At 70.7% G+C, this 23,248-nt stretch carries 1 protein-coding gene; it reads left to right on the top strand.

The genetic code is table 11. The features are described 5' to 3' along the window. The first annotated feature begins 71 nt into the window (after positions 1-71). A complete protein-coding gene (locus tag KIP79_RS09175) occupies positions 72-23,234 on the top strand; it encodes a type I polyketide synthase (RefSeq protein ID WP_214104276.1) in 23,163 nt (7,720 codons plus the stop codon). The last annotated feature ends 14 nt before the right edge of the window (positions 23,235-23,248 follow it).

Here is a 23,248-nt window from a genome sequence, read left to right as displayed (position 1 = left end):
GACTTCTTCCTGCGAGGTCCGGCCGGGGTCCCCCTCCCCTTGGCCGCCTCGCTCGATGCACGGAGGTTGTGATGGATACGCCCAGTGAGCAGGTGGTACAGGCGCTCCGGACGTCCATGAAGGAGGCGGAACGGCTGCGGCGCCAGTACCAGAAGCTGGTCGCGGTCACCACCGAGCCGATCGCCATCGTGGCGATGAGCTGCCGGTTCCCGGGCGGTCTTGCTTCGCCTGAGGATCTGTGGCGGCTCGTCGCCGAAGGCCGGGACGCCATTTCGGGCTTCCCGACCGACCGCGACTGGGATCTCGACCAGCTGTCCGATCGTGATGCCGATGGCCGGGCGCGAACCGACACGCGCGAGGGCGGTTTCATCCACGACGTCGCGGGCTTCGACCCCGGGTTCTTCGGTATTTCGCCGCGTGAGGCGCTGGGGATGGATCCGCAGCAGCGGCTGCTGCTCGAGGTGTCGTGGGAGGCCGTCGAGCGGGCCGGGATCGACGCCGCCCGGCTGCGCGGCAGCCGTACCGGGGTCTTCGTGGGGATGAGTGGGCAGGACTACTCCTACCTGATGGTGAACTCGCTGGCCGACCTCGAGGGCAACGTCGGGACCGGCCTGGGCGCGGGCGCGGCCTCCGGACGGCTTTCCTACACCCTCGGGTTGGAGGGCCCGGCGGTGACGGTGGACACGGCGTGTTCGTCGTCGCTGGTGGCGATGCACCTGGCGGTGCAGGCGCTGCGGGCTGGGGAGTGTTCGCTGGCGCTGGCGGGCGGAGCGACCGTGATGGCCACCCCAGGCGCGTTCGTGGAGTTCTCCCGCCAGGGCGGGCTGGCCCCGGACGGCCGGTGCAAGGCCTTCGCCGACGCGGCCGACGGCACGGGCTGGTCCGAGGGTGTGGGCATGCTGGTGCTGGAGCGGCTGTCGGACGCCCAGCGTAACGGGCGTCAGGTCCTCGCGGTCCTGCGCGGGTCGGCGGTGAACCAGGACGGCGCCTCCAACGGCTTCACCGCGCCGAACGGTCCGTCGCAGCAGCGGGTGCTCCGGCAGGCGCTGGGCAGCGCCGGGCTGACTCCCGCCGACGTGGACGTGGTGGAGGGGCACGGTACGGGGACCACGCTGGGTGATCCGATCGAGGCGCAGGCGCTGCTGGCGACGTACGGGCAGGATCGGCCGCAGGACCGGCCGCTCCTCCTGGGTTCGGTGAAGTCGAACATCGGCCACACCCAGGCCGCCGCCGGCGTGGCGGGTGTGATCAAGATGGTCATGGCGCTCCGGCACGGGGTGCTGCCCAAGACGTTGCACGTGGACGGGCCGTCGTCGCATGTGGACTGGTCGGCGGGCGCGGTGGAACTGCTGGCCGAAGCCAGGCCCTGGCCTCAGGTGGATCGGCCGTGGCGGGCCGGGGTGTCCTCATTCGGGCTTACCGGCACCAACGCCCATGTGATCATCGAGCAGGCGCCGGAGAACGCGGGAATCGCGGCGGGCGCGGAGGATCCTGCGGCTGCCGGTGTGACGCCCGTGCTGGTGTCAGGCCGTACGGAGGAGGCGCTGCGGGCGCAGGCCGAGCGGCTGGCGTCCTTCGTCGAAGATGAGCCTGATCTGGCGCTTGCCGACATGGCTCTTTCTCTTGTCACGACGCGATCGGTCTTCGAGCACCGGGCCGCCGTGCTGGCCGGTGATCGCGAGGATGTCGTGGCCGGGCTTCGGGCCCTGGCCGAGGGGCGGCCGGGCGCGGGCGTCGTGGTGGGGCAGAGCGGGCAGCGGGGCAAGCTCGCATTCCTGTTCACCGGTCAGGGGAGTCAGCGGGCGGGGATGGGCCGGGAGTTGTACGACCTGTTCCCGGTTTTCGCGCGGGCGCTGGATGAGGTGATCAGCGAGTTCGACCCCTTGCTGGATGGGTCGTTGCGTGAGGTGCTGTTCGACGAGCAGGCCGGGCTGCTGGATCAGACGGGGTGGGCGCAGCCGGCGTTGTTCGCGGTGGAGACGGCCCTGTTCCGGCTGATCGAGTCGTGGGGTGTGCGGCCGGATGTGTTGGCCGGTCATTCGATCGGGGAGATCACGGCGGCGCATGTGGCCGGGGTGCTCTCGCTGAGTGATGCGTGTGCGCTGGTGGCGGCCCGGGCGCGGTTGATGCAGGCGCTGCCCGTGGGTGGGGCGATGGTCGCGGTCCAGGCGTCGGAGGACCAGGTCGCCGATCTGCTGGCCGGACGCGAAAACCAGGTGTCGGTCGCGGCGGTCAACGGTCCTGCCTCGCTGGTGCTCTCCGGTGTCGAGGAGGCGGTGCTTGAGGTCGCCGCCGCGCTGGAATCCCAGGGGGTCAGAGCGCGGCGGCTGCGGGTCTCGCACGCGTTCCACTCGCCGTTGATGGACCCGATGCTGGCGGACTTCCGCGCCCTGGCCGGGACGCTCAGCTACAACCCGCCGCAGATTCCGATCGTCTCCACTCTGACCGGCCAGGCGGCCACGGCCGAGCAGTTGTGCTCGCCGGACTACTGGGTGGACCAGGTACGCGGCGCGGTCCGCTTCGCCGACGGCGTCCGCACGCTCCAGACTCAGGGCGTACGGGTGTATCTGGAGCTGGGCCCCGACGGCGTCCTGACAGCCATGGCGCAGGACACTCTCGATGACGGCTCTGCCGTGGATGTGTTCGGCGCGGATGTGGCGCTGGTGTCGGCGCTGCGCAGGGACCGCGACGAGGAGTCCGCGGTCATGGCGGCGCTGGCTCAGCTGTATGTGCACGGCGTGGCGGTGGATTGGCGGGCGCTGCTGCCGGGCGGGCGCCCTGTCGATCTGCCGACCTATGCCTTCCAGCGTCAGCGGTTCTGGCCTGATGGGGCAGGTTCACGGCTGGGGAATGTGGCGGCGGCGGGCCTCGCTGCCGCGGGACACCCGCTGCTGGGCGCGGCGGTGGGGCTGGCCGGTGCGGACGGGGTGTTGCTGACCGGCAGGTTGTCGCTCCGGTCGCATCCGTGGCTGGCGGATTACGCGGTGCTGGGTTCGGCGGTGGTGCCGGGCTCGGCGTTCGTGGAACTGGCTGTGCGGGCGGCCGATCAGGTCGGCTGCGATGTGGTGGAGGAGCTCACGCTCAACGCGCCGCTGGTGCTGAGTGAGCGGGACGCGGTCGCGGTTCAGGTGTGGGTGGGGGCGCCCGACGAGTCGGGCCGGCGTGAGCTGGGCGTCTATGCCCGGCCGGCCGAGGCTGCCGATGAGGAGCCGTGGATCCGGCACGCCACCGGTGTGCTGACGGACGGCGGCCGGGTGGCCGAGGCGTTCGACGCGACGGTGTGGCCGCCGGAGGGCGCGTCCGTGATCGAGCTCGATGGGCTGTATGAGCGGCTGGACGCGAGCGGGTTGAGTTACGGTCCGGTGTTCCAGGGACTGAAGGCGGCTTGGCGTGGCGCCGATGGTGACGTGTTCGCCGAGGTCGTGTTACCGGGGCAGGTGGAGTCGAGCGCGGGTTCGTTCGGGGTGCATCCGGCGCTGCTTGACGCTGCCCTGCACGCGCTGCCGTTCGCCGGTCTGGGTGATTCCGAGGGTGCGCGGACGCCGTTCTCCTGGGGCGGCGTGTGCCTGCACGCGGGTGGTGCGTCGCTGTTGCGGGTGCGGCTGGCCAGGACGGGCGCGGATTCGGTGTCGGTGCTCGCGCTGGATGCCGCCGGGGAACCGGTGCTGTCGGTGCGGTCGCTGGTGCTGCGCGCGATCTCGTACGACTGGTTCGCCGCTGCCGGTGGCAGCCGCGGGGTGGAACGGAATGCGCTGTTCGAGGTGGAGTGGACGCCACTGAAGGAGCTCCCTGCGGCCGATCCCGTGCCGGTGATGGCACTGGACCTGGACTTTCTGGGTGTGGCCGAGGTTGTGCCGCCTGTGGTGGTGATGGAGGCGGTCTCGGATCCGGCGGCCGGGGTGGTGGAGTCGGCGCATGAGCTGACCGCCCGGGTACTGGAGGTCGTGCAGCAGTGGCTGGCGGACGAGCGGTTCGCCGATTCACGGCTGGTGTTCCTCACCCGGGGTGCGATCGCCGCGGACGGCGGCGAGGTGGTCGCGGACCTGCCGGCTTCCGCGGTGTGGGGGTTGGTCCGCACTGCGCAGTCGGAGAATCCCGGCCGGTTCGTGCTGGTCGATACGGACGATCAGGAGATCTCCGCATCGGTGCTGGCCGGGGTGCTGGCGTCGGGCGAGCCGCAGGTGGCGGTGCGCGGTAGTGAGGTGCGGGTGGCCCGGCTGGCACGGGTGGTGCCCGGCCCCGAGGTCGAACGGCCGTGGGACCCGGACGGGACGGTGCTGATCACCGGCGGTACCGGTGGTCTGGGCGCGCTGTTCGCCCGGCATGTGGTGGCCGAACGCAACATACGGCACCTGCTGCTGGTCAGCCGCCGAGGGGCGGACGCTCCGGGCGCGGTGGAGTTGCAGGCCGAGCTGATCGCGCACGGCGTCGAGGTCACGATCGCGGCCTGCGACGTGGCCGATCGGGATCAGGTGGCGGCGTTGCTGGCTCTGGTACCGGCTGAGCATCCGTTGACCGCGGTGATTCACACGGCGGGTGTGCTGGACGACGGGACGATCGGGTCGCTGTCGGCGGAGCGGCTGGAGAGCGTGTTTCGCCCGAAGGTGGACGCGGCCTGGCACTTGCACGAGCTCACCCGTGATGGCGACTTGGCCGCGTTCGTCATGTTCTCGTCGGTGGCGGGGACGTTCGGCGGTGCGGGCCAGGCCAATTACGCGGCGGCGAACGCGTTCCTGGACGCGCTGGCCGAGTACCGGCGAGCCGAGGGACAGGCAGGGCTGTCGCTGGCGTGGGGTCCGTGGGCGCAGGACAGCGGGATGACCGGCGCGCTGGGCGAGGCCGATATGCGGCGGATCGCGCGGGCCGGGATGTTGCCTTTGTCGGCGGCGCAGGGGTTGGCGTTGTTCGACGCGGCGGGTGCGGTGGGTCGCGCGGCGGTTGTGGCGGCGCGGTTTGACGTGTCGGCGGTGCGCGCGCAGGGGTGGGTGCCGCATCTGCTGCAGGGGCTGGTGCGAGGCGTGCGCCGGTCGGCGGCGTCGGCGGGGGCTGACGGGGCGCTCCTTCGGCGACTGGCCGGCCTGGGCCAGGCCGATCGGACGCGGCTGCTGGTTGAGCTGGTACGCACCGAGGTGGCCATGGTCCTGGGCCACGTTTCGCCCGGCACGCTGGAGATGAGACGGGAGTTCCGCGAGCTGGGTTTCGACTCGCTGACCGCGGTGGAGTTGCGTAACCGGCTGAACAGCGCGACGGGGCTGCGGTTGCCGTCCACGCTGGTGTTCGACTATCCGACACCGACCGTGCTGGCGGAGTTCCTGCTGGGCGAACTGCTCGGCCGGCACGCCGACGTGATCAGCCCGCCCACCCTCGCATCGGTCGCGGACGATCCGATCGCCATCGTGTCGATGGCGTGCCGCTATCCGGGCGGCGTGAGCTCTCCGGAAGACATGTGGCGGCTGGTCGCCGAGGGCGGGGACGGGATCAGCGGGTTCCCGACCTCGCGTGGCTGGGATCTGGGGGAGTTGTACAACCCCGATCGGACGCGCCGGGGGACCAGCTATGTGCGTGAGGGCGGGTTCCTGCACGAGGCGGGGGAGTTCGATCCGGGGTTCTTCGGTATTTCGCCGCGTGAGGCGTTGGCGATGGATCCGCAGCAGCGGTTGCTGCTGGAGACGTCGTGGGAGGCTTTCGAGCGGGCCGGGATAGACCCGGTCTCACTGCGCGGCAGCCGTACCGGCGTGTTCGCCGGCGTCACGTATCACGACTACGCGTCCAGCGCGGAATTCCCGCCGGACGTGATGAGCTTCTTCGGCACCGGCAACGCCGGAAGCGTCCTGTCGGGCCGGATCTCCTACACGCTGGGCCTGGAGGGTCCGGCGATGACGGTGGACACCGCCTGTTCGTCGTCCCTGGTCACCATCCATCTGGCCGCGCAGGCGCTGCGCCTGGGCGAGTGCGGTCTGGCGCTGGCCGGTGGTGTGACCGTGATGGCCACGCCGGGTGCTTTCATCGACTTCAGTGAGCAGGGCGGGCTGGCGCCTGACGGGCGGTGCAAGTCCTTCGCCGACGCGGCCGACGGCACGAGCTGGGCCGAGGGCGTGGGTGTGGTGGTGCTGGAGCGCCTGTCGGACGCGCGGCGAAACGGCCACCGGGTCCTGGCCGTGCTGCGCGGGTCGGCGGTCAACCAGGACGGCGCGTCGAACGGGTTGACCGCGCCGAACGGCCCGTCGCAGCAGCGGGTCATCCGGCAGGCACTGGCCGACGCCGGTCTGTCGCCGTCCGAGGTGGACGTGGTCGAGGCGCACGGCACCGGTACGACGCTGGGTGACCCGATCGAGGCGCAGGCGCTTCTGGCGACCTATGGGCAGGATCGGCCGGGGGATCGTCCGCTGCTTCTTGGGTCGATCAAGTCGAACATCGGCCACACCCAGGCGGCGGCGGGCGTGGCAGGCGTGATCAAGATGATCCTGGCCATGGACCATGGCGTGCTGCCCAAGACGTTGTATGTGGATGCGCCGTCCTCGCACGTGGACTGGGCCGCTGGCGCGGTGGAGCTGCTGACCGAGCAGCGGGCCTGGCCGCAGGTGGAGCGGCCGTGGCGGGCCGGCGTGTCGTCCTTCGGGATCAGCGGCACCAACGCCCACGTGATCATCGAGCAGGGCGACCCCCAGGAGGCTCCGCGGACCGCGGCGGAGCCGGGGGTGTTGCTGCCGGTGCTGGTGTCGGGCCGTACGGCAGGGGCCCTGCAAGCGCAGGCCGGACAGCTGGCCGCGCATGTGGAGGACCATCCCGAGGTGGCGCTGGCCGACACCGCGTTCTCGCTGGCTACGACGCGGTCGGCGTTCGAGCATCGCGCGGTGCTGCTGGCGAGCGACCGCGAGAGTGTGCTGGCCGGTTTGGGCGCGCTGGCTGAGGATCTGCCGGGTGCGGTGCGTGGGGTGGCCGATGCCGAGCCCCAGTTGGCGGTGCTGTTCACCGGTCAGGGCAGCCAGCGGGCAGGAATGGGCCGCGAGCTGTATGAGCGGTTCCCGGTGTTCGCCAAGGCGTTGGACGCGGTGGTCGCGGAGCTGGACCCGCTGCTCGACAGGCCGCTGCGCGACGTCATGTTCGCCGAGACGGAGTTGCTGGACCAGACGGGGTGGGCGCAGCCGGCGCTGTTCGCGCTGGAGACCGCCCTGTTCCGGCTGATCGAGTCCTGGGGTGTGCGGCCGGATGTGTTGGCCGGTCATTCGATCGGTGAGATCACGGCGGCGCATGTGGCCGGGGTGCTCTCGCTGAGTGATGCGTGTGCGCTGGTGGCGGCCCGGGCGCGGTTGATGCAGGCGCTGCCCGTGGGTGGGGCGATGGTCGCGGTCCAGGCGTCGGAGGACCAGGTCGCCGACCTGCTGGCCGGACGCGAAAACCAGGTGTCGATCGCGGCGGTCAACGGTCCTGCCTCGCTGGTGCTCTCCGGGGTCGAGGAGGCGGTCCTTGAGGTCGCCGCCGCGCTGGAATCCCAGGGCGTCAGAACGCGGCGGCTGCGAGTGTCGCACGCGTTCCACTCGCCGCTGATGGACCCGATGCTGGAGAACTTCCGGGCGGTCGCCGAGACGCTGACCTACCGTGCCCAGGAGATCCCGATCGTGTCGACGCTGACCGGACAGCCGGTGGCCGAGGAGCTGTGCTCGCCGGGTTACTGGGTGGACCAGGTTCGCGGTGCGGTCAGGTTCGCGGACGCCATCCACGCCCTGCACGCCCGAGGCGTACGGGCCTATCTGGAACTGGGCCCCGACGGGGTGCTGACCGCGATGGCCGACGACACCCTCGCCGCGCTGGCCGACTCCGCGGCCGCCGAATCGGACCCGGTGCTGGTGCCGGTGCTGCGGCGAGACCGCGACGAGCAGTTGGCGGCCATGACCGCGCTGGCGGAGCTGCACGTGCACGGCGTACCGCTCGACTGGCGGGCGGTCTTCCCCGGCGCCGGCAGGGTGGAACTGCCCACCTATGCCTTCCAGCGGGAGCACTACTGGCCGAACGGCAAGAAGATCGGGGATGCCCGCGGTCTGGGCCTGGCCGCGGCGGAGCATCCGCTCCTGGGCGCCGCCGTTCGCCTGGCCGACTCCGACGGCGTGTTGCTGACCGGGCGGCTGTCCGTACAGTCGCACCCCTGGCTGGCTGACCACGTGGTCGGCGGGATGGTGTTCTTCCCGGGCACCGGGTTCCTTGAGCTGGCGATCCGGGCCGGTGACCAGGTCGGCTGCGACCTGGTCGAGGAGCTGACCCTGGCCGCCCCGCTGGTGCTGGGCGCGGAGGACGCGGTCGCGGTGCAGGTGTCGGTGGGTGCCCCGGAGGAGTCGGGTCGTCGTGCCGTGAACATCTACGCCCGACCGGCGGAGGCCGAGGACCACCTGCCGTGGGTACGGCACGCGGTCGGCGCCCTCATCCCCGGCGACCGGCGCGCCGAGCGGCTCGACACCGAAGCCTGGCCGCCGCAGGGCGCGACCGAGATCGAGCTCGACGGCCTGTACGAGCGGCTGGCCGAGGACGGGCTCGCCTACGGGCCGGTGTTCCAGGGCCTGCAGGCGGCTTGGAAGGGCGCGGGCGGCGAGGTGTTCGCCGAGGTCGCCCTGCCCGAGCAGGTCGCCGACGGCGGTCTGTTCGCCCTGCATCCGGCGCTGCTCGACGCGGCCCTGCACTCGGTGCCGTTCGTCGGGATGGAGACGGCCGGCGGCAGGCTGCCGTTCTCGTGGAGCGAGGTGAGCCTCCGGGCCGCGGGCGCGTCGGCGTTGCGCGTACGGCTGGCCCAGGCCGGTGACGATTCGGTGTCGCTGATCGCGGTGGACGCGGCCGGAGAGCCGGTGCTGTCGGCGCGCTCGCTGATACTGCGGCCGGTTTCGGCCGATCAGCTGGCCGCCCACGATCACGGCGTGGAACGCGACTCGCTGTTCCGGCTGGACTGGGTCACCGTACCGATGACGGTCTCCCCGGTGGACGCCGTGATCGGGTTGGAGGTGGCCGAACTCACCGGCGACCTCGATTCCCTGGACCTGCCGGCCGGCAGGGTGCCCGACCTGGTGACCGTCGAGATCGACGTCGCCGACTCCGCGAACATGGCGGAATCGGCGCACGAACTGACCACACGTGTTCTGAGCCTGCTGCAGCAGTGGCTCGCCGATGAGCGATTCGCCGACTCGCGCCTGGTGTTCGTCACCCGGGGCGCGGTCGCGACCGGTCCGGGCGAGACCGTCTCGAACCCGGCTGCGGCCACCGTGTGGGGGCTGGTCCGTAGCGCGGAGGCGGAGAATCCTGGCCGCTTCCTGCTGGCCGATGCGGAGGAGCAGGAGACCGCCCTGTCGGCGCTGCCCGTCCTGCTGGCCAGCGGTGAGCAACAGGCGGCGGTGCGCGACTTCGAGGCGCGGGTTCCCCGCCTCGCCCGCCTGTCACCGGACGAACACGACGTCCGAGCCTGGAACCCCGAAGGCACGGTGTTGATCACCGGTGGGACCGGAGGCCTGGGCGCGCGCGTGGCCCGGCACCTGGTGGCCGAACACGAGGTACGGCACCTGCTGCTGGTGAGCCGCCGGGGCCTGGACGCCCCGGGAGCGGAGGAGCTACAGGCGGACCTGGTCGCCGGCGGTGCCCAGGTGAGCGTGGTGGCGTGCGACGTCTCGGACCGGGACGCGCTGGCGGAGCTGCTGGCGAATGCCGACCGGCCGCTGACCGCGGTGATTCACACGGCCGGTGTCCTGGACGACGGGACGATTCCCCTGCTGACGCCTGAGCGCGTCGCCGGGGTGTTGCGTCCCAAGGTGGACGCCGCCTGGCACCTGCACGAGCTCACGCGGGACATGGACCTGGCCGCCTTCATCGTGTTCTCGTCGGTGTCCGGCACGTTCGGCGGGTCCGGGCAGGGCAACTACGCGGCGGGTAACGCGTTCCTGGACGCGCTGGTCCAGCACCGGAGAGGAGCGGGCCTGCCGGCGCTGTCGCTGGCCTGGGGGCCGTGGTCGACGGAGGCCGGGATGACCAGCCGGTTGTCCCAGGTGGACGTCAACCGGTTGACCATGAGCGCGCTGCGGCTGATCTCACTCTCGCAGGGCATGGCGTTGTTCGACGCGGCCGTCGCCTCCGGCGAATCGGCGGTGGCCCCGGTACGGCTGAACATGTCGGCCCTGCGGGCGTACGAGGAGCTACCGCCGATGCTGAGCGGGCTGGTCCCCGCCGTACGCCGCACGAAGGCGGTCGCACCACAAGGCCAGAGCAAACTCCTGCGGCAACTCGCTCCCCTGGGCGCCGCGGAACGCATCGAGGTCCTGCTGGACGTGGTGCGGACCGAGGTGGCGCTCGTGCTGGGCCACGCCACGCGCGACACGGTGGAGGTGCGGCGGGAGTTCCGGGAGCTGGGTTTCGACTCGCTGACGGCGGTCGAGTTGCGCAACCGGATGAACGCCGCGACGGGTCTGCGTCTGTCGGCCACGCTGGTGTTCGACTACCCGACCCCGACCGTGCTCGCCAGACATCTGCTCGACGAGCTGATGGGTACGCAGGCGGAAGCCCTGGACGCGGCGCCGCGGGTGGTGCCGCCGGTGGCCGATGACCCGATCGTGATCGTGGGGATGGCGTGCCGGTATCCGGGTGGGGTCGCCTCGCCGGAGGACCTGTGGCGTCTGGTGGCCGAGGGCGGGGACGGGATCAGCGCGTTCCCGACGACCCGTGGTTGGGATCTGGCCGCGCTGTTCAACCCGGATCGGGACAATCGCGGGACCAGTTATGTGCGTGAGGGCGGCTTCCTCCACGAGGCCGGGGAGTTCGATCCGGGGTTCTTCGGCATTTCGCCGCGTGAGGCTTTGGCGATGGATCCGCAGCAGCGGCTGCTGCTGGAGACGTCCTGGGAAGCGGTCGAGCGGGCGGGGATCGAGCCGGGTTCGCTGCGCGGCAGCCGTACCGGTGTGTTCGCCGGAGTGATGTATCACGACTACAACCCGGGCCGTCTGGACTTCCCGCTGGAGGTGATGAGCTTCGTGGGGACCGGGACCGCCGGAAGTGTGTTGTCCGGCCGTCTCTCGTACACGCTGGGGTTGGAGGGTCCGGCGGTGACGGTGGACACCGCGTGTTCGTCGTCGCTGGTGGCGCTGCATCTGGCGGCGCAGGCGCTGCGTGGTGGTGACTGCTCGCTGGCGCTGGCCGGTGGCGTGACCGTGATGGCCACCCCGACGCCGTTCATCGGCTTCAGCGAGCAGGGCGGGCTGGCCGGCGACGGCCGGTGCAAGTCCTACTCTGACGCGGCTGACGGGGTGAGCTGGTCCGAGGGTGTGGGTGTGGTGGTGCTGGAGCGGCTGTCGGACGCTCAGCGCAACGGGCATCAGGTGCTGGCGATCGTCCGTGGTTCGGCGGTCAACCAGGACGGCGCGTCGAACGGGTTGACCGCGCCGAACGGTCCTTCGCAGCAGCGGGTGATCCGGCAGGCGCTGGCCGGTGCCGGTTTGTCGGCGTCCGAGGTGGACGCGATGGAAGGGCACGGCACCGGTACGACGCTGGGTGACCCGATCGAGGCACAGGCGCTTTTGGCGACCTATGGGCAGGACCGGCCGGAGGACCGGCCGCTGCTTCTTGGGTCGATCAAGTCGAACCTCGGCCACACCCAGGCCGCCGCCGGGGTCGCTGGTGTGATCAAGATGGTCATGGCCATGCGGCATGGCGTGCTACCCAAGACGCTTCACGTGACGGAACCGTCCTCGCACGTGGACTGGTCGGCCGGTGCGGTGGAACTGCTGACCGAGCCGGTGGAGTGGCCGCGGAATGGTCATCCGCGCCGGGCGGGTGTGTCGTCGTTCGGGATCAGCGGCACCAACGCGCACATCATCCTCGAACAGGGACCGGAAACACCGGAAGGGGAGGACACTCCGCAGGACCGGGCGCCGGGTGTCGTGCCGTGGGTGGTGTCGGCGAAGACCCCTGAGTCGTTGCGTGGTCAGGCGCGTCGTCTGGCGGCGCATGTGGAGGCCGGCGAGCTGGACCCGGTTGATGTGGGGTCGTCGCTGGTGGTGTCGCGGTCGGTGTTTGAACACCGTGCGGTGGTGGTCGGACGTGACCATCAGGAACTGCTCGCGGGCTTGGGCGCGGTTGCCTCGGGCGAGCCCGCGGCCGGTGGCGTGGTCCAGGGCGTGGCCGATGTCGTCGGGAAGTCGGTGTGGGTGTTCCCGGGTCAGGGAGCCCAGTGGGCGGGTATGGGCAGGCAGCTCCTTGAGGAGTCGCCGGTCTTCGCGGGCCGGATGGCGGAGTGCGCGGCGGCGCTGGAGCCGTTCGTGGACTGGTCGCTGCTGGACGTGATCCGCCAGACCGAGGACGCCCCGTCGCTGGACCGGGTGGATGTGGTCCAGCCGGTGTCGTTCGCGGTGATGGTCTCTTTGGCTGCGGTCTGGGAGTCCTTGGGGGTCCGCCCCGACGCCGTGGTCGGTCACTCGCAGGGCGAGATCGCGGCTGCGGTGGTCGCGGGTGGTCTGTCGTTGCAGGACGGCGCGCGCGTGGTGGCGTTGCGCAGCCGCTTGATCGCCGACCGGCTGGCCGGGCTCGGCGCGATGGCCTCGGTGGCGTTGCCGGTCGAGCAGGTCCGTGAGCGGCTGGCCGTATGGGACGGGCGGCTTTCGGTGGCGGCGGTCAACGGTCCTCGCTCGGTGGTGGTGGCCGGTGAGGTCGCGGCCGTGGAGGAACTGGTCGAGCGGCTTGCTGCTGAGGAGGTGCGGGTCCGGCGGATCGCGGTGGACTATGCCTCGCATTCGGCTCAGGTTGATCTGATCGGTGAGGAACTGGCCCAGGTCCTGGCAGGGGTAGTGGCGCAGCCGGTCCGGGTGCCGATGCTGTCGACCGTGACCGGCCAGTGGGTGGAAGGGCCGGAACTCGACGCGAGGTACTGGTGTGACAATCTGCGCAACACGGTGGCCTTCGCCCCGGCGATCGGGCAGTTGCTGGAGCAGTGGTATCGGGCGTTCGCGGAGGTGAGTCCGCATCCGGTGCTGACGGTCGGCATCGGCGAGTGCGTGGACGAGGCCGCGGTGGATGCGGTGATCTCCGGTACGTTGCGTCGGGATGAGGGCGGGCTGGACCGGCTGCTGGTCTCGGCGGCTGAGCTGTTCGTGCGCGGTGTGGCCGTGGACTGGCAGGCCGTACTGCCGGGCGGGCGTCAGGTCGATCTGCCGACCTATGCCTTCCAGCACCAGCGGTTCTGGCCGAACGCCAGGCAGGGCGGTGATGCCCGTGTTCTGGGCCTGTCCGCGACCAGGCATCCTCTGCTGGGGGCGGCCGTGGGCCTGGCCGATTCCGACGGGGTGGTGCTGACCGGGCGCCTGTCGATCGCTTCGCATCCGTGGCTGGCCGATCACCTGGTGGCCGGGATGGTCTTCTTCCCCGGCACCGGATTCCTTGAGCTGGCGATCCAGGCGGGTGACCAGGTCGGCTGCGATGTGGTCGAGGAGCTGACGCTGGCCACGCCCCTGGTACTGGGCGAGGGCGAGGCGGTCGCGATCCAGATCGCGGTGGGTGCGCCGGAAGAGTCGGGCCACCGGAGCGTGAACATCTATGCCCGCCCGGCGGAGGCGGGCGGCGATGCGCAGTGGGTGCGGCACGCCACCGGGACGCTCGCCACGGGGGGCAGGGCCGAGGTGCCGTTCGATGCGGCGGTGTGGCCTCCGGCCGGCGCGACCGCGATCGAGCTGGACGGGCTGTATGACGCGCTGGCCTCCGGGGGGCTGGGCTACGGCCCGATGTTCCAGGGGCTGCGGGCGGTCTGGCGTGGATCTGACGGTGAGATCTTCGCCGAGGTCGCGTTGCCCGAGCAGGCGCATTCGGAGGCGGCTGCGTTCGGGTTGCATCCGGCGTTGCTGGACGCGGCCTTGCACGCGGTGACTTTCGTTGGGCTGGACGATTCCGAGGGCGGCCGGTTGCCGTTCTCGTGGGGTGAGGTGTGCCTGCACGCCGTTGGTGCGTCGATGTTGCGGGTGCGGCTGGCTCGGACGGGTCCGGATTCGGTGTCGCTGGCGGCGGTGGACACCGCTGGAGAGCCGGTGGCGTCGGCGCGGTCGCTGGTGTTGCGGCAGATCTCGTCCGATCGGCCCGTGGGCGGTCGCGGAGCGGAAGGGGAGGGGCTGTTCCGGCTGGAGTGGTCGGAGCTTTCTGAAGTCTCTCCGGCCGATCCGGTGTCGATGGCGGTGGTTGGTTTCGCCGGGTCCGAGCTACTGGGGCTTGTGAGGATAAGGGAGTCGGTCGCGGTTCATCGTGACCTCCCGGCGCTGGCTGAGGCGGGTCCGGTGCCGGATGTGGTGCTGGTCGAGGTCGTCACCGAGCCGATGGCGGATGCGGTGGGCGCGGCGCACGGGGTGACCGCTGGAGTGTTGAGCCTGCTGCAGGGCTGGCTGGCCGAGGAGCGGTTCGGCGATTCGCGTCTGGTGTTCGTGACGCGGGGTGCGGTGACCGCGGGTGAGGGCGAGGTGGTCACTGATCTGGCTGCGGCTGCCGCGTGCGGGCTGGTGCGGTCGGCGCAGTCGGAGAATCCGGGGCGGTTTGTCCTGGTGGACGTTGATGGGGAGCTGTCCGAGTCGGTTCTGGCCGAGGTGCTGGCCTGCGATGAGCCGCAGGTGGCGCTACGTGCCGGTGCGGTGCGGGTGCCGCGGTTGGCGTCGCTGGTGTCGGGGGCGGGTCTGCTGCCTCCGTCCGGTACGGCGTGGCGGCTGGGCAGCCAGGCCAAGGGCAGCCTGGACGCTCTGGAACTGCTTCCCTTCCCGCAGGCGGCCGGGCCGTTGGAAGCCGGTCAGGTGCGCCTGGAGGTGCATGCGGCGGGGGTGAACTTCCGTGACCTGCTGGACGGGTTGAACGCGCTGGGCTGGTTCCAGGACTTCCAGGACACGGTCAGTCTGATGGGTGGTGAGGCGGCCGGGGTGGTGCTGGAGGTCGGCCCGGGGGTGGAGGACCTGCGCCCGGGGGACCGGGTGATGGGTCTGGCCTCCGGTTCGTTCGGCCCGGTGGCGGTGGCCTGGGCCCATTACCTGACCAAGATGCCCGATGGGCTCACCTTCGAGCAGGCGGCGACGATTCCGGTGACGTTCCTGACGTCCTATTACGGGCTGATGGATCTGGCCGGGTTGAAGCCGGGCGAGTCGCTGCTGGTGCACGCCGGGACGGGCGGCGTGGGCATGGCGACGATTCAGCTGGCCCAGCGGCTGGGGGTCGAGGTGTTCGCCACGGCGAGCCCGGCCAAGTGGGATGTGCTGCGCTCGCTGGGCATCCCGGACGATCACATCGCCTCGTCGCGGAGTCTGGAGTTCGAGGAGCGCTTCCGGGAGGTGTGTGGCGATCGGGGGATCGATGTGGTCCTCAACTCGCTGACCGGGGAGTTCATCGACGCCACTGCGCGGTTGCTGCGTCCGGGTGGTCGGTTCATCGAGATGGGCAAGCTGGACATCCGTGACCAGGAGCAGTTCCCGGGGCTGGTGTATCACTGGTTCGATGTGATGGACGCCGGACCGGAGCGGTTGCACGAGATCCTGGTCGAGCTGGCGGGGTTGGTCGCGGCTGGCGAACTGCGGCCGTTGCCGTTGACGGCGTGGGATGTGCGCCGGGGCCGTGAGGCGTTCCGGTTCATGAGCCAGGCCCGGCACACCGGCAAGATCGTCCTGACGATGCCGCGCCGCTGGAACCCGGAAGGCACCGTGTTGATCACCGGTGGTACGGGTGGTCTGGGTGCGGAGGTGGCCCGGCATCTGGTGGCCGAACATGGCGTGCGGCATCTGCTGCTGGTCAGCCGAAGGGGCCTGGAAGCGGCCGGCGCACGCGAGCTGGAGCAGGAACTGGGTGCGCACGTGACCATCGCCGCCTGCGATGTGGCCGATCGGGACCAGGTGGCGGCGCTGCTGGCGGGGATCGGTGCCGAGCATCCGCTGACCGCCGTGATCCACACCGCAGGTGTGCTGGACGACGGGACCGTCGCGTCGCTGACGCCGGAGCGGCTGGATGTGGTGTTGCGGCCGAAGGTGGACGCCGCCTGGCACCTGCACGAGCTGACTCAGGACCTGGATTTGGCCGGGTTTGTGGTGTTCTCCTCGCTGTCCGGGCTGATGGGTGCCCGTGGTCAGGGCAACTACGCGGCGGCCAACGCCTGGCTGGACGCGTTGATGGCTGCCCGCCGGGCTCAGGGATTGCCGGGCCTGTCCCTGGCGTGGGGGTTGTGGGCGCAGGCCACCGGAATGACCGGGGGCATGTCGCAGGCCGACATAGAGCGGATGACCGCCGCCGGGCTGCCGCCCATCACCACCGACCAGGGGCTGGCACTGTTCGACACGGCCATCGGTTCGGATTCACCGTTCGTCGTCCCGGTACGGGTGAACATGCCGGCGATGCCCGCTCAGCTGGTCCCGCCGCTGTTCCGCGGGCTGGTACGCGGCACTCGCCGCACGGCCGCGTCGGCGGCGGCGGGTGGTGGCGCGAGCGGGGCGCTGTCCCGGCAGCTGGCGGGTCTGGACAATCCCAAGCGGGTCCGCCTGCTGGCCGACCTGGTACGCACTCAGGCCGCCGCCGTCCTCGGACACTCCGACCCCGCGGCGGTGGAAGTCCGTCGTGAGTTCCGCGAGCTGGGCTTCGACTCGCTGACCGCGATTGAGCTGCGCAACCGGCTCAACGCCGCCACCGGGCTGCGCCTGCCGTCCACCCTCATCTTCGACTACCCCACGCCCACTGTCCTCGCCGAATATCTGCTCGACGAGCTGATGGGTACGCAGGCGGAAGCCCTGGACGTGGTGCCGCGGGTGGTGCCGCCGGTGGCCGATGACCCGATCGTGATCGTGGGGATGGCGTGCCGGTATCCGGGTGGGGTCGCCTCGCCGGAGGACCTGTGGCGGCTGGTGGCCGAGGGTGAGGACGGGATCAGCGGGTTCCCGACGACCCGTGGTTGGGATCTGGGCGGGTTGTTCAACCCGGATCGGGACAATCGCGGGACCAGTTATGTGCGTGAGGGCGGCTTCCTGCACGAGGCGGGGGAGTTCGATCCGGGGTTCTTCGGGATTTCGCCGCGTGAGGCTTTGGCGATGGATCCGCAGCAGCGGTTGCTGCTGGAGACGTCCTGGGAGGCGATCGAGCGGGCGGGGATCGAGCCGGGTTCGCTGCGCGGCAGCCGTACCGGTGTGTTCGCCGGAGTGATCAACCATGACTACACCTCGGGCCATCTGGAGTTCCCTCTGGAGGTGATGGCCTTCTTGGGGACCGGGACCGCCGGAAGTGTGCTGTCCGGCCGGATCTCTTACACGCTGGGTCTTGAGGGCCCGGCGGTGACGGTGGACACCGCCTGCTCGGCCTCCTTGGTGGCTGTGCATCTGGCGGCGCAGTCACTGCGTGGTGGTGACTGCTCGCTGGCGCTGGCCGGTGGCGTGACCGTGTTGGCCACCCCGGGAGCCTTCATCGATTTCAGCGCGCAGGGCGGACTGGCTCCTGATGGGCGGTGCAAGTCCTTCGCTGACGCGGCTGACGGGGTGAGCTGGTCCGAGGGTGTGGGTGTGGTGGTGCTGGAGCGGTTGTCGGACGCTCAGCGCAACGGGCACCAGGTGCTGGCGATCGTCCGTGGTTCGGCGATCAACCAGGACGGCGCGTCCAACGGGCTGACCGCACCGAACGGTCCTTCGCAGCAGCGGGTTATCCGTCAGGCGCTGGCTGGTGCCGGTTTGTCGCCGTCCGAGGTGGACGCGATGGAGGCGCACGGCACCGGCACAACGCTGGGTGACCCGATCGAGGCACAGGCGCTTTTGGCGACCTATGGGCAGGATCGGCCGGAGGACCGTCCGCTGCTTCTTGGGTCGATCAAGTCGAACATCGGTCACGCGCAGGCCGCAGCCGGTGTGGCGGGCGTGATCAAGATGGTGCTGGCCATGCGGCACGGCATGCTGCCCAAGACCCTGCATGTGGACGCGCCGTCGTCGCACGTGGACTGGGACTCGGGGGCGGTCAAACTGCTCACCGAGCCGGTGGAATGGCCGCGGAACGGTCACCCGCGCCGGGCCGGTGTTTCCTCGTTCGGACTCAGCGGCACCAACGCCCACGTGATCTTGGAGGAAGGGCCGGAGGTTCCGCAGTCCGAGCCGGAGGAGCAGGCGCCGACCGCTGGTGTGGTGCCGGTGCTGGTTTCGGCCAAGACGGATCAGGCGTTGCGGGCGCAGGCCGGACGTCTGGCGTCGTATCTGGACGGCGAGTCTGACCTGCGGCCCAGCGATGTGGCGTTCTCGCTGGCCACGACGCGGTCGGCGTTCGCGCATCGTGCGGTGGTGCTGGCCGGTGACCGTGATGGTCTGCTGGCCGGGCTGGGCGCGCTGGCGGAGGACCGGCCGGGTGCGGGTGTGGTGCGTGCGGTGGCCGGGGCGGAGCCGCAGCTGGCGGTGTTGTTCACCGGTCAGGGCAGTCAGCGGGCGGGCATGGGCCGGGAGTTGTACGACCGGTTCCCGGTGTTCGCGCGGGCGTTGGATGAGGTGATCGGCGAGCTGGATCCGCTGCTCGATGGTTCGCTGCGTGAGGTCCTGTTCGCCGAGCTGGGTACGCCCGAAGCGGAGGCGCTGGATCAGACGGGGTGGGCGCAGCCGGCGCTGTTCGCGGTGGAGACCGCCCTGTTCCGGCTGGTGGAGTCCTGGGGTGTGCGTCCGGATGTGCTGGCCGGGCATTCGATCGGGGAGATCGCGGCGGCTCACGTGGCCGGGGTGCTGTCCCTGGCCGATGCGTGTGCGCTGGTGGCGGCCCGGGCGCGGTTGATGCAGGCGCTGCCCGCGGGCGGGGCGATGGTCGCGGTCCAGGCGTCCGAGGAGCAGGTCGCCGGCCTGCTGGCGGGGCGTGAGGCTGAGGTGTCGGTCGCGGCGGTCAACGGCCCGGCCTCGCTGGTGCTCTCCGGCGTCGAGGAGGCGGTCCTTGAGGTCGCCGCCGCGCTGGAATCTCAGGGGATCAGAACGCGGCGCCTGCGGGTCTCGCACGCGTTCCACTCGCCGTTGATGGACCCAATGCTGGCGGACTTCCGCGCCCTAGCCGGGACGCTCAGCTACAACCCGCCGCAGATTCCGATCGTCTCCACCCTGACCGGAGAGGCGGCTACGGCCGAGCAGTTGTGCTCGCCGGGCTACTGGGTGGACCAGGTACGCGGCGCGGTCCGCTTCGCCGACGGCGTCCGCACGCTACAGACTCAGGGCGTACGGGCCTATCTGGAGCTGGGCCCCGACGGCGTCCTGACCGCCATGGCGCAGAACACTCTCGATGACGGCTCTGCCGCGGATGCGTTCGGCGCGGATGTGGCGCTGGTGTCGGCGCTGCGTAAGGACCGTGATGAGCACACGGCGGTGCTGACGGCGCTGGCCGAATTGCATGTGCACGGGGTGCCGGTGGACTGGCGGGCGCTGCTGCCGCGCGGGCGCCGGGTGGACCTGCCGACGTACGCCTTCCAGCGTCAGTGGTTCTGGCCCAAGGGGCTGGCATCTCGGGTGGGTAATGTGGCGGCGGCGGGGCTGGCGGTGGCCGGTCATCCGCTGCTGGGTGCGGCGGTGGGCCTGGCCGACTCCGACGGTGTGCTGCTGACCGGGCGCCTGTCGGTGCGGTCGCATCCGTGGCTGGCCGATCACATGGTGTCCGGCACGGTGATCTTCCCAGGAACCGGGTTCCTGGAGCTGGCGATCCGGGCCGGTGACCAGGTCGGCTGCGACCAGGTCGAGGAGCTGATGCTGGTCGCACCGCTGGTGCTGGGCGCGGACGACGCGGTCGCGGTGCAGGTGTCGGTGGGCGCGCCGGAAGAGTCGGGCCACCGGAGCGTGAACATCTACGCCCGCTCGGCGGAGGCCGGCGACGATGTGCAGTGGGTGCGGCACGCCACCGGCACGCTCGCGACCGGTTCTCCGGAAGCCGTGTCGTTCGATGCCGAGGTCTGGCCGCCGCGTGGCGCGACTGCGATCGAGCTGGACGGCTTGTACGAGGACCTGGCCGCGGGCGGATTCGGCTACGGTCCGGTGTTCCAGGGTCTGCGGGCGGCCTGGCAGCGCGATGGTGAGATCTTCGCCGAGGTCGCGTTGCCGGAGCAGGCGCATTCGGAGGCGGGTGCGTTCGGGTTGCATCCGGCGTTGCTGGACGCGGCCTTGCACGCGGTGACTTTTGTTGGGCTGGAGCCGGTGGAGGGCGGCCGGTTGCCGTTCTCGTGGGATGGCGTGTGCCTGCGCGCTGTTGGTGCGTCGGTGTTGCGGGTGCGGCTGGCCAAGGTGGGCGAAGACGCGGTGTCGCTGGCGGCGGTGGATACCGCTGGGGAGCCGGTGGTGTCGGCGCGGTCGCTGGTGCTGCGGCCGTTCTCGCCGGATCAGCTCGCGGGCGGTGGCGGTCGCGGAGCGGAAGCAGAAGGGCTGTTCCGACTGGAATGGACCGCGCTTTCCGATATTCCGGAGGCCGACCCGGTGCCGATGGCGGTGGTCGGTCTGGCGGGGTTCGAGCGGGACATGCTGGGTCTTGCCAAGAGTGGGGAGCGGGTCGAGGTTCATCCAGATCTGTCGGCGTTGGCCGAGGCTGGTCCGGTGCCGGATGTGGTGCTGGTCGAGGTCGTCACCGAGCCGATGGCGGATGCGGTGGGCGCGGCGCATGGGGTGACCGCCGGGGTGCTGGGTCTGCTGCAGGGGTGGCTCGCCGACGAGCGCTTGGAGGGCTCGCGGCTGGTGTTCGTGACGCGGGGCGCGGTGGCCGCGGGTGAGGGTGAGGAGATCACCGATCTGGCGGCTGCTGCGGTGTGGGGTCTGGTGCGGTCGGCGCAGTCGGAGAATCCGGGCCGGTTCGTCCTGGTGGATGTGGACGACCAGGAGTCCTCCCTGCCTGCGGTACTGGCCGCGCTCATGGTCTCGGGCGAATCGCAGGCGGCGGTCCGGCGCGATGAGGTGCGGGTGCCACGATTGGCGTCGCTGGTGTCGGGGGCGGGTCTGGTGCCTCCGACAGGGGTGCCGTGGCGGCTGGGCAGCCAGGCCAAGGGCAGCCTGGACGCCCTGGAGCTACTCCCCTTCCCGAGAGCGGCGGAACCGCTGGGGGCCAGGCAGGTGCGCGTCGCGGTGCACGCCGCAGGACTCAACTTCCGTGACCTGCTGGACGGACTCAACGCCCTGGGCTGGTACCAGGACAAGGTCGGCCTGATGGGCAGCGAGGCCGCCGGCGTGGTGCTGGAGGTCGGCTCCGAGGTCGACGACCTGTGTCCCGGGGACCGGGTGATGGGTCTGGCCGAGGCCGCGTTCGGGCCGGTGGTCGTCATGGAGGCCAGGGCCTTGGTGAAGGTCCCCGCCCAGATCTCCTTCGAGCAGGCGGCGACGATTCCGGTGACGTTCCTGACGTCCTATTACGGGCTGATGGATCTGGCCGGGTTGAAGCCGGGCGAGTCGCTGCTGGTACACGCCGGGACAGGCGGTGTGGGCATGGCGGCGATCCAGCTGGCTCAGCGCCTGGGGGTGGAGGTGTTCGCCACGGCGAGCCCGGCCAAGTGGGACGTGCTGCGCTCACTGGGCATCCCAGATGATCACATCGCCTCCTCACGAACCCTGGAGTTCGAGGAACGATTCCGCGACCGGGAGATCGACGTCGTCCTCAACTCGCTGACCGGAGAATTCATCGATGCCTCGGTGCGTCTGCTGCGCCCGGGCGGCCGGTTCATCGAGATGGGCAAGCTGGACATCCGCAACCAGGACCAGTTCCCGGGGCTGACGTACCACTGGTTCGACATGATGGACGCCGGACCGGAGCGGTTGCGGGAGATCCTGATCGAGCTGGCAGAGTGGTTCGCGGCTGGCGAGTTGCGGCCGCTACCGGTCAACGCCTGGGATGTGCGACGAGGCCGTGAGGCGTTCCGGTTCATGAGCCAGGCCCGGCACACCGGCAAGATCGTCCTGACGATGCCCCAGCGCTGGAACCCGGAAGGCACCGTGCTGATCACCGGTGGTACGGGTGGTCTGGGTGCGGAGGTGGCCCGGCATCTGGTGGCCGAGCATGGGGTGCGGCATCTGCTGCTGGTCAGCCGAAGGGGCCTGGAAGCGGCCGGCGCACGCGAGTTGGCGCAGGAACTGGGCGCGCAGGTGACCATCGCCGCCTGCGATGTGGCCGACCGGGACCAGGTGGCGGCGCTGCTGGCCGGAATCGGCGCCGAGCATCCGCTGACCGCGGTGATCCACACCGCGGGTGTGCTCGCGGACGGGACCATCGCCTCGCTGACGCCGGAGGGCCTGGAGTCGGTGCTGCGGCCGAAGGTGGACGCCGCCTGGCACCTGCACGAGCTGACTCAGGACCTGGATCTGGCCGGTTTCGTGGTGTTCTCCTCGCTCTCCGGGCTGATGGGCAACGCCGGTCAGGGCAACTACGCGGCGGCCAATGTGTGGCTGGACGCGTTGATGGCCCACCGTCGGGCTCAGGGACTGCCGGGCTTGTCCTTGGCGTGGGGGATGTGGGCGCAGGCCACCGGGATGACCGGGGGCTTGTCGCAGGCGGACGTGAAGCGGATGACCGCTGCCGCTCTGCCGCCCATCACCACCGAGCAGGGGCTGGCCCTGTTCGACACGGCCATCGGCTCGGACTCCCCGCTCGTCGTCCCGGTACGGGTGAACCCGTCCGCCCTGCCGCAAGGGCAGGTGCCGCCGCTGTTCCGCGGGCTGGTACGCGGCACCCGCCGTACGGCCGCGTCGGCGGCCGGGGGTGGTGGCGCGGGCGAGGCCCTGTCCCGGCAGCTGGCCGGTCTGAGCCACCCCAAGCGGGTCCGCCTGCTGGCCGACCTGGTACGCACTCAGGCCGCCGCCGTCCTCGGACACTCCGACCCCGCGGCGGTGGAAGTCCGTCGTGAGTTCCGCGAACTTGGCTTCGACTCGCTGACCGCGATCGAACTGCGCAACCGGCTCAACGCCGCCACAGGCCTGCGCCTGCCGTCCACCCTCATCTTCGACTACCCCACACCCACTGTCCTCGCCGAACATCTCCTCGCGGAAATCGCTCCCGGGGAAACCGCAGCCGAGAAGCCGTCGTTGCTGGCCGACCTCGACCGATTCGAGGACATGCTTTCCGAGGACGGGCTCGACGAAATCACCCGGAACGGTATCGAGACACGGCTGCGGCAGCTGTTGGCGAAGGTGACCGCGAGCGGTTCAGAGACTAGTGAAATGGCGGTTGCCGACATGCTCGAATCGGCGAGTACCGAGGACATCCTCGGCATCATCGAGAGCGAACTGGGCCAACTCAGAGACCTGTGATCCTGGGCTGGCCT

It is taken from the genome of Acrocarpospora catenulata (assembly GCF_018476525.1).
Taxonomy (GTDB): domain Bacteria; phylum Actinomycetota; class Actinomycetes; order Streptosporangiales; family Streptosporangiaceae; genus Acrocarpospora; species Acrocarpospora catenulata.
The sequence above is the reverse complement of the archived record's forward strand: the minus strand, read 5'-3'. Positions and strand labels throughout refer to the sequence as shown.

What these genes read in the sequence shown, in the direction of transcription:
- KIP79_RS09175 (WP_214104276.1), top strand. Translation starts at nt 72, where the DNA reads ATGGATACGCCCAGTGAGCAGGTGGTACAGGCGCTCCGGACGTCCATG.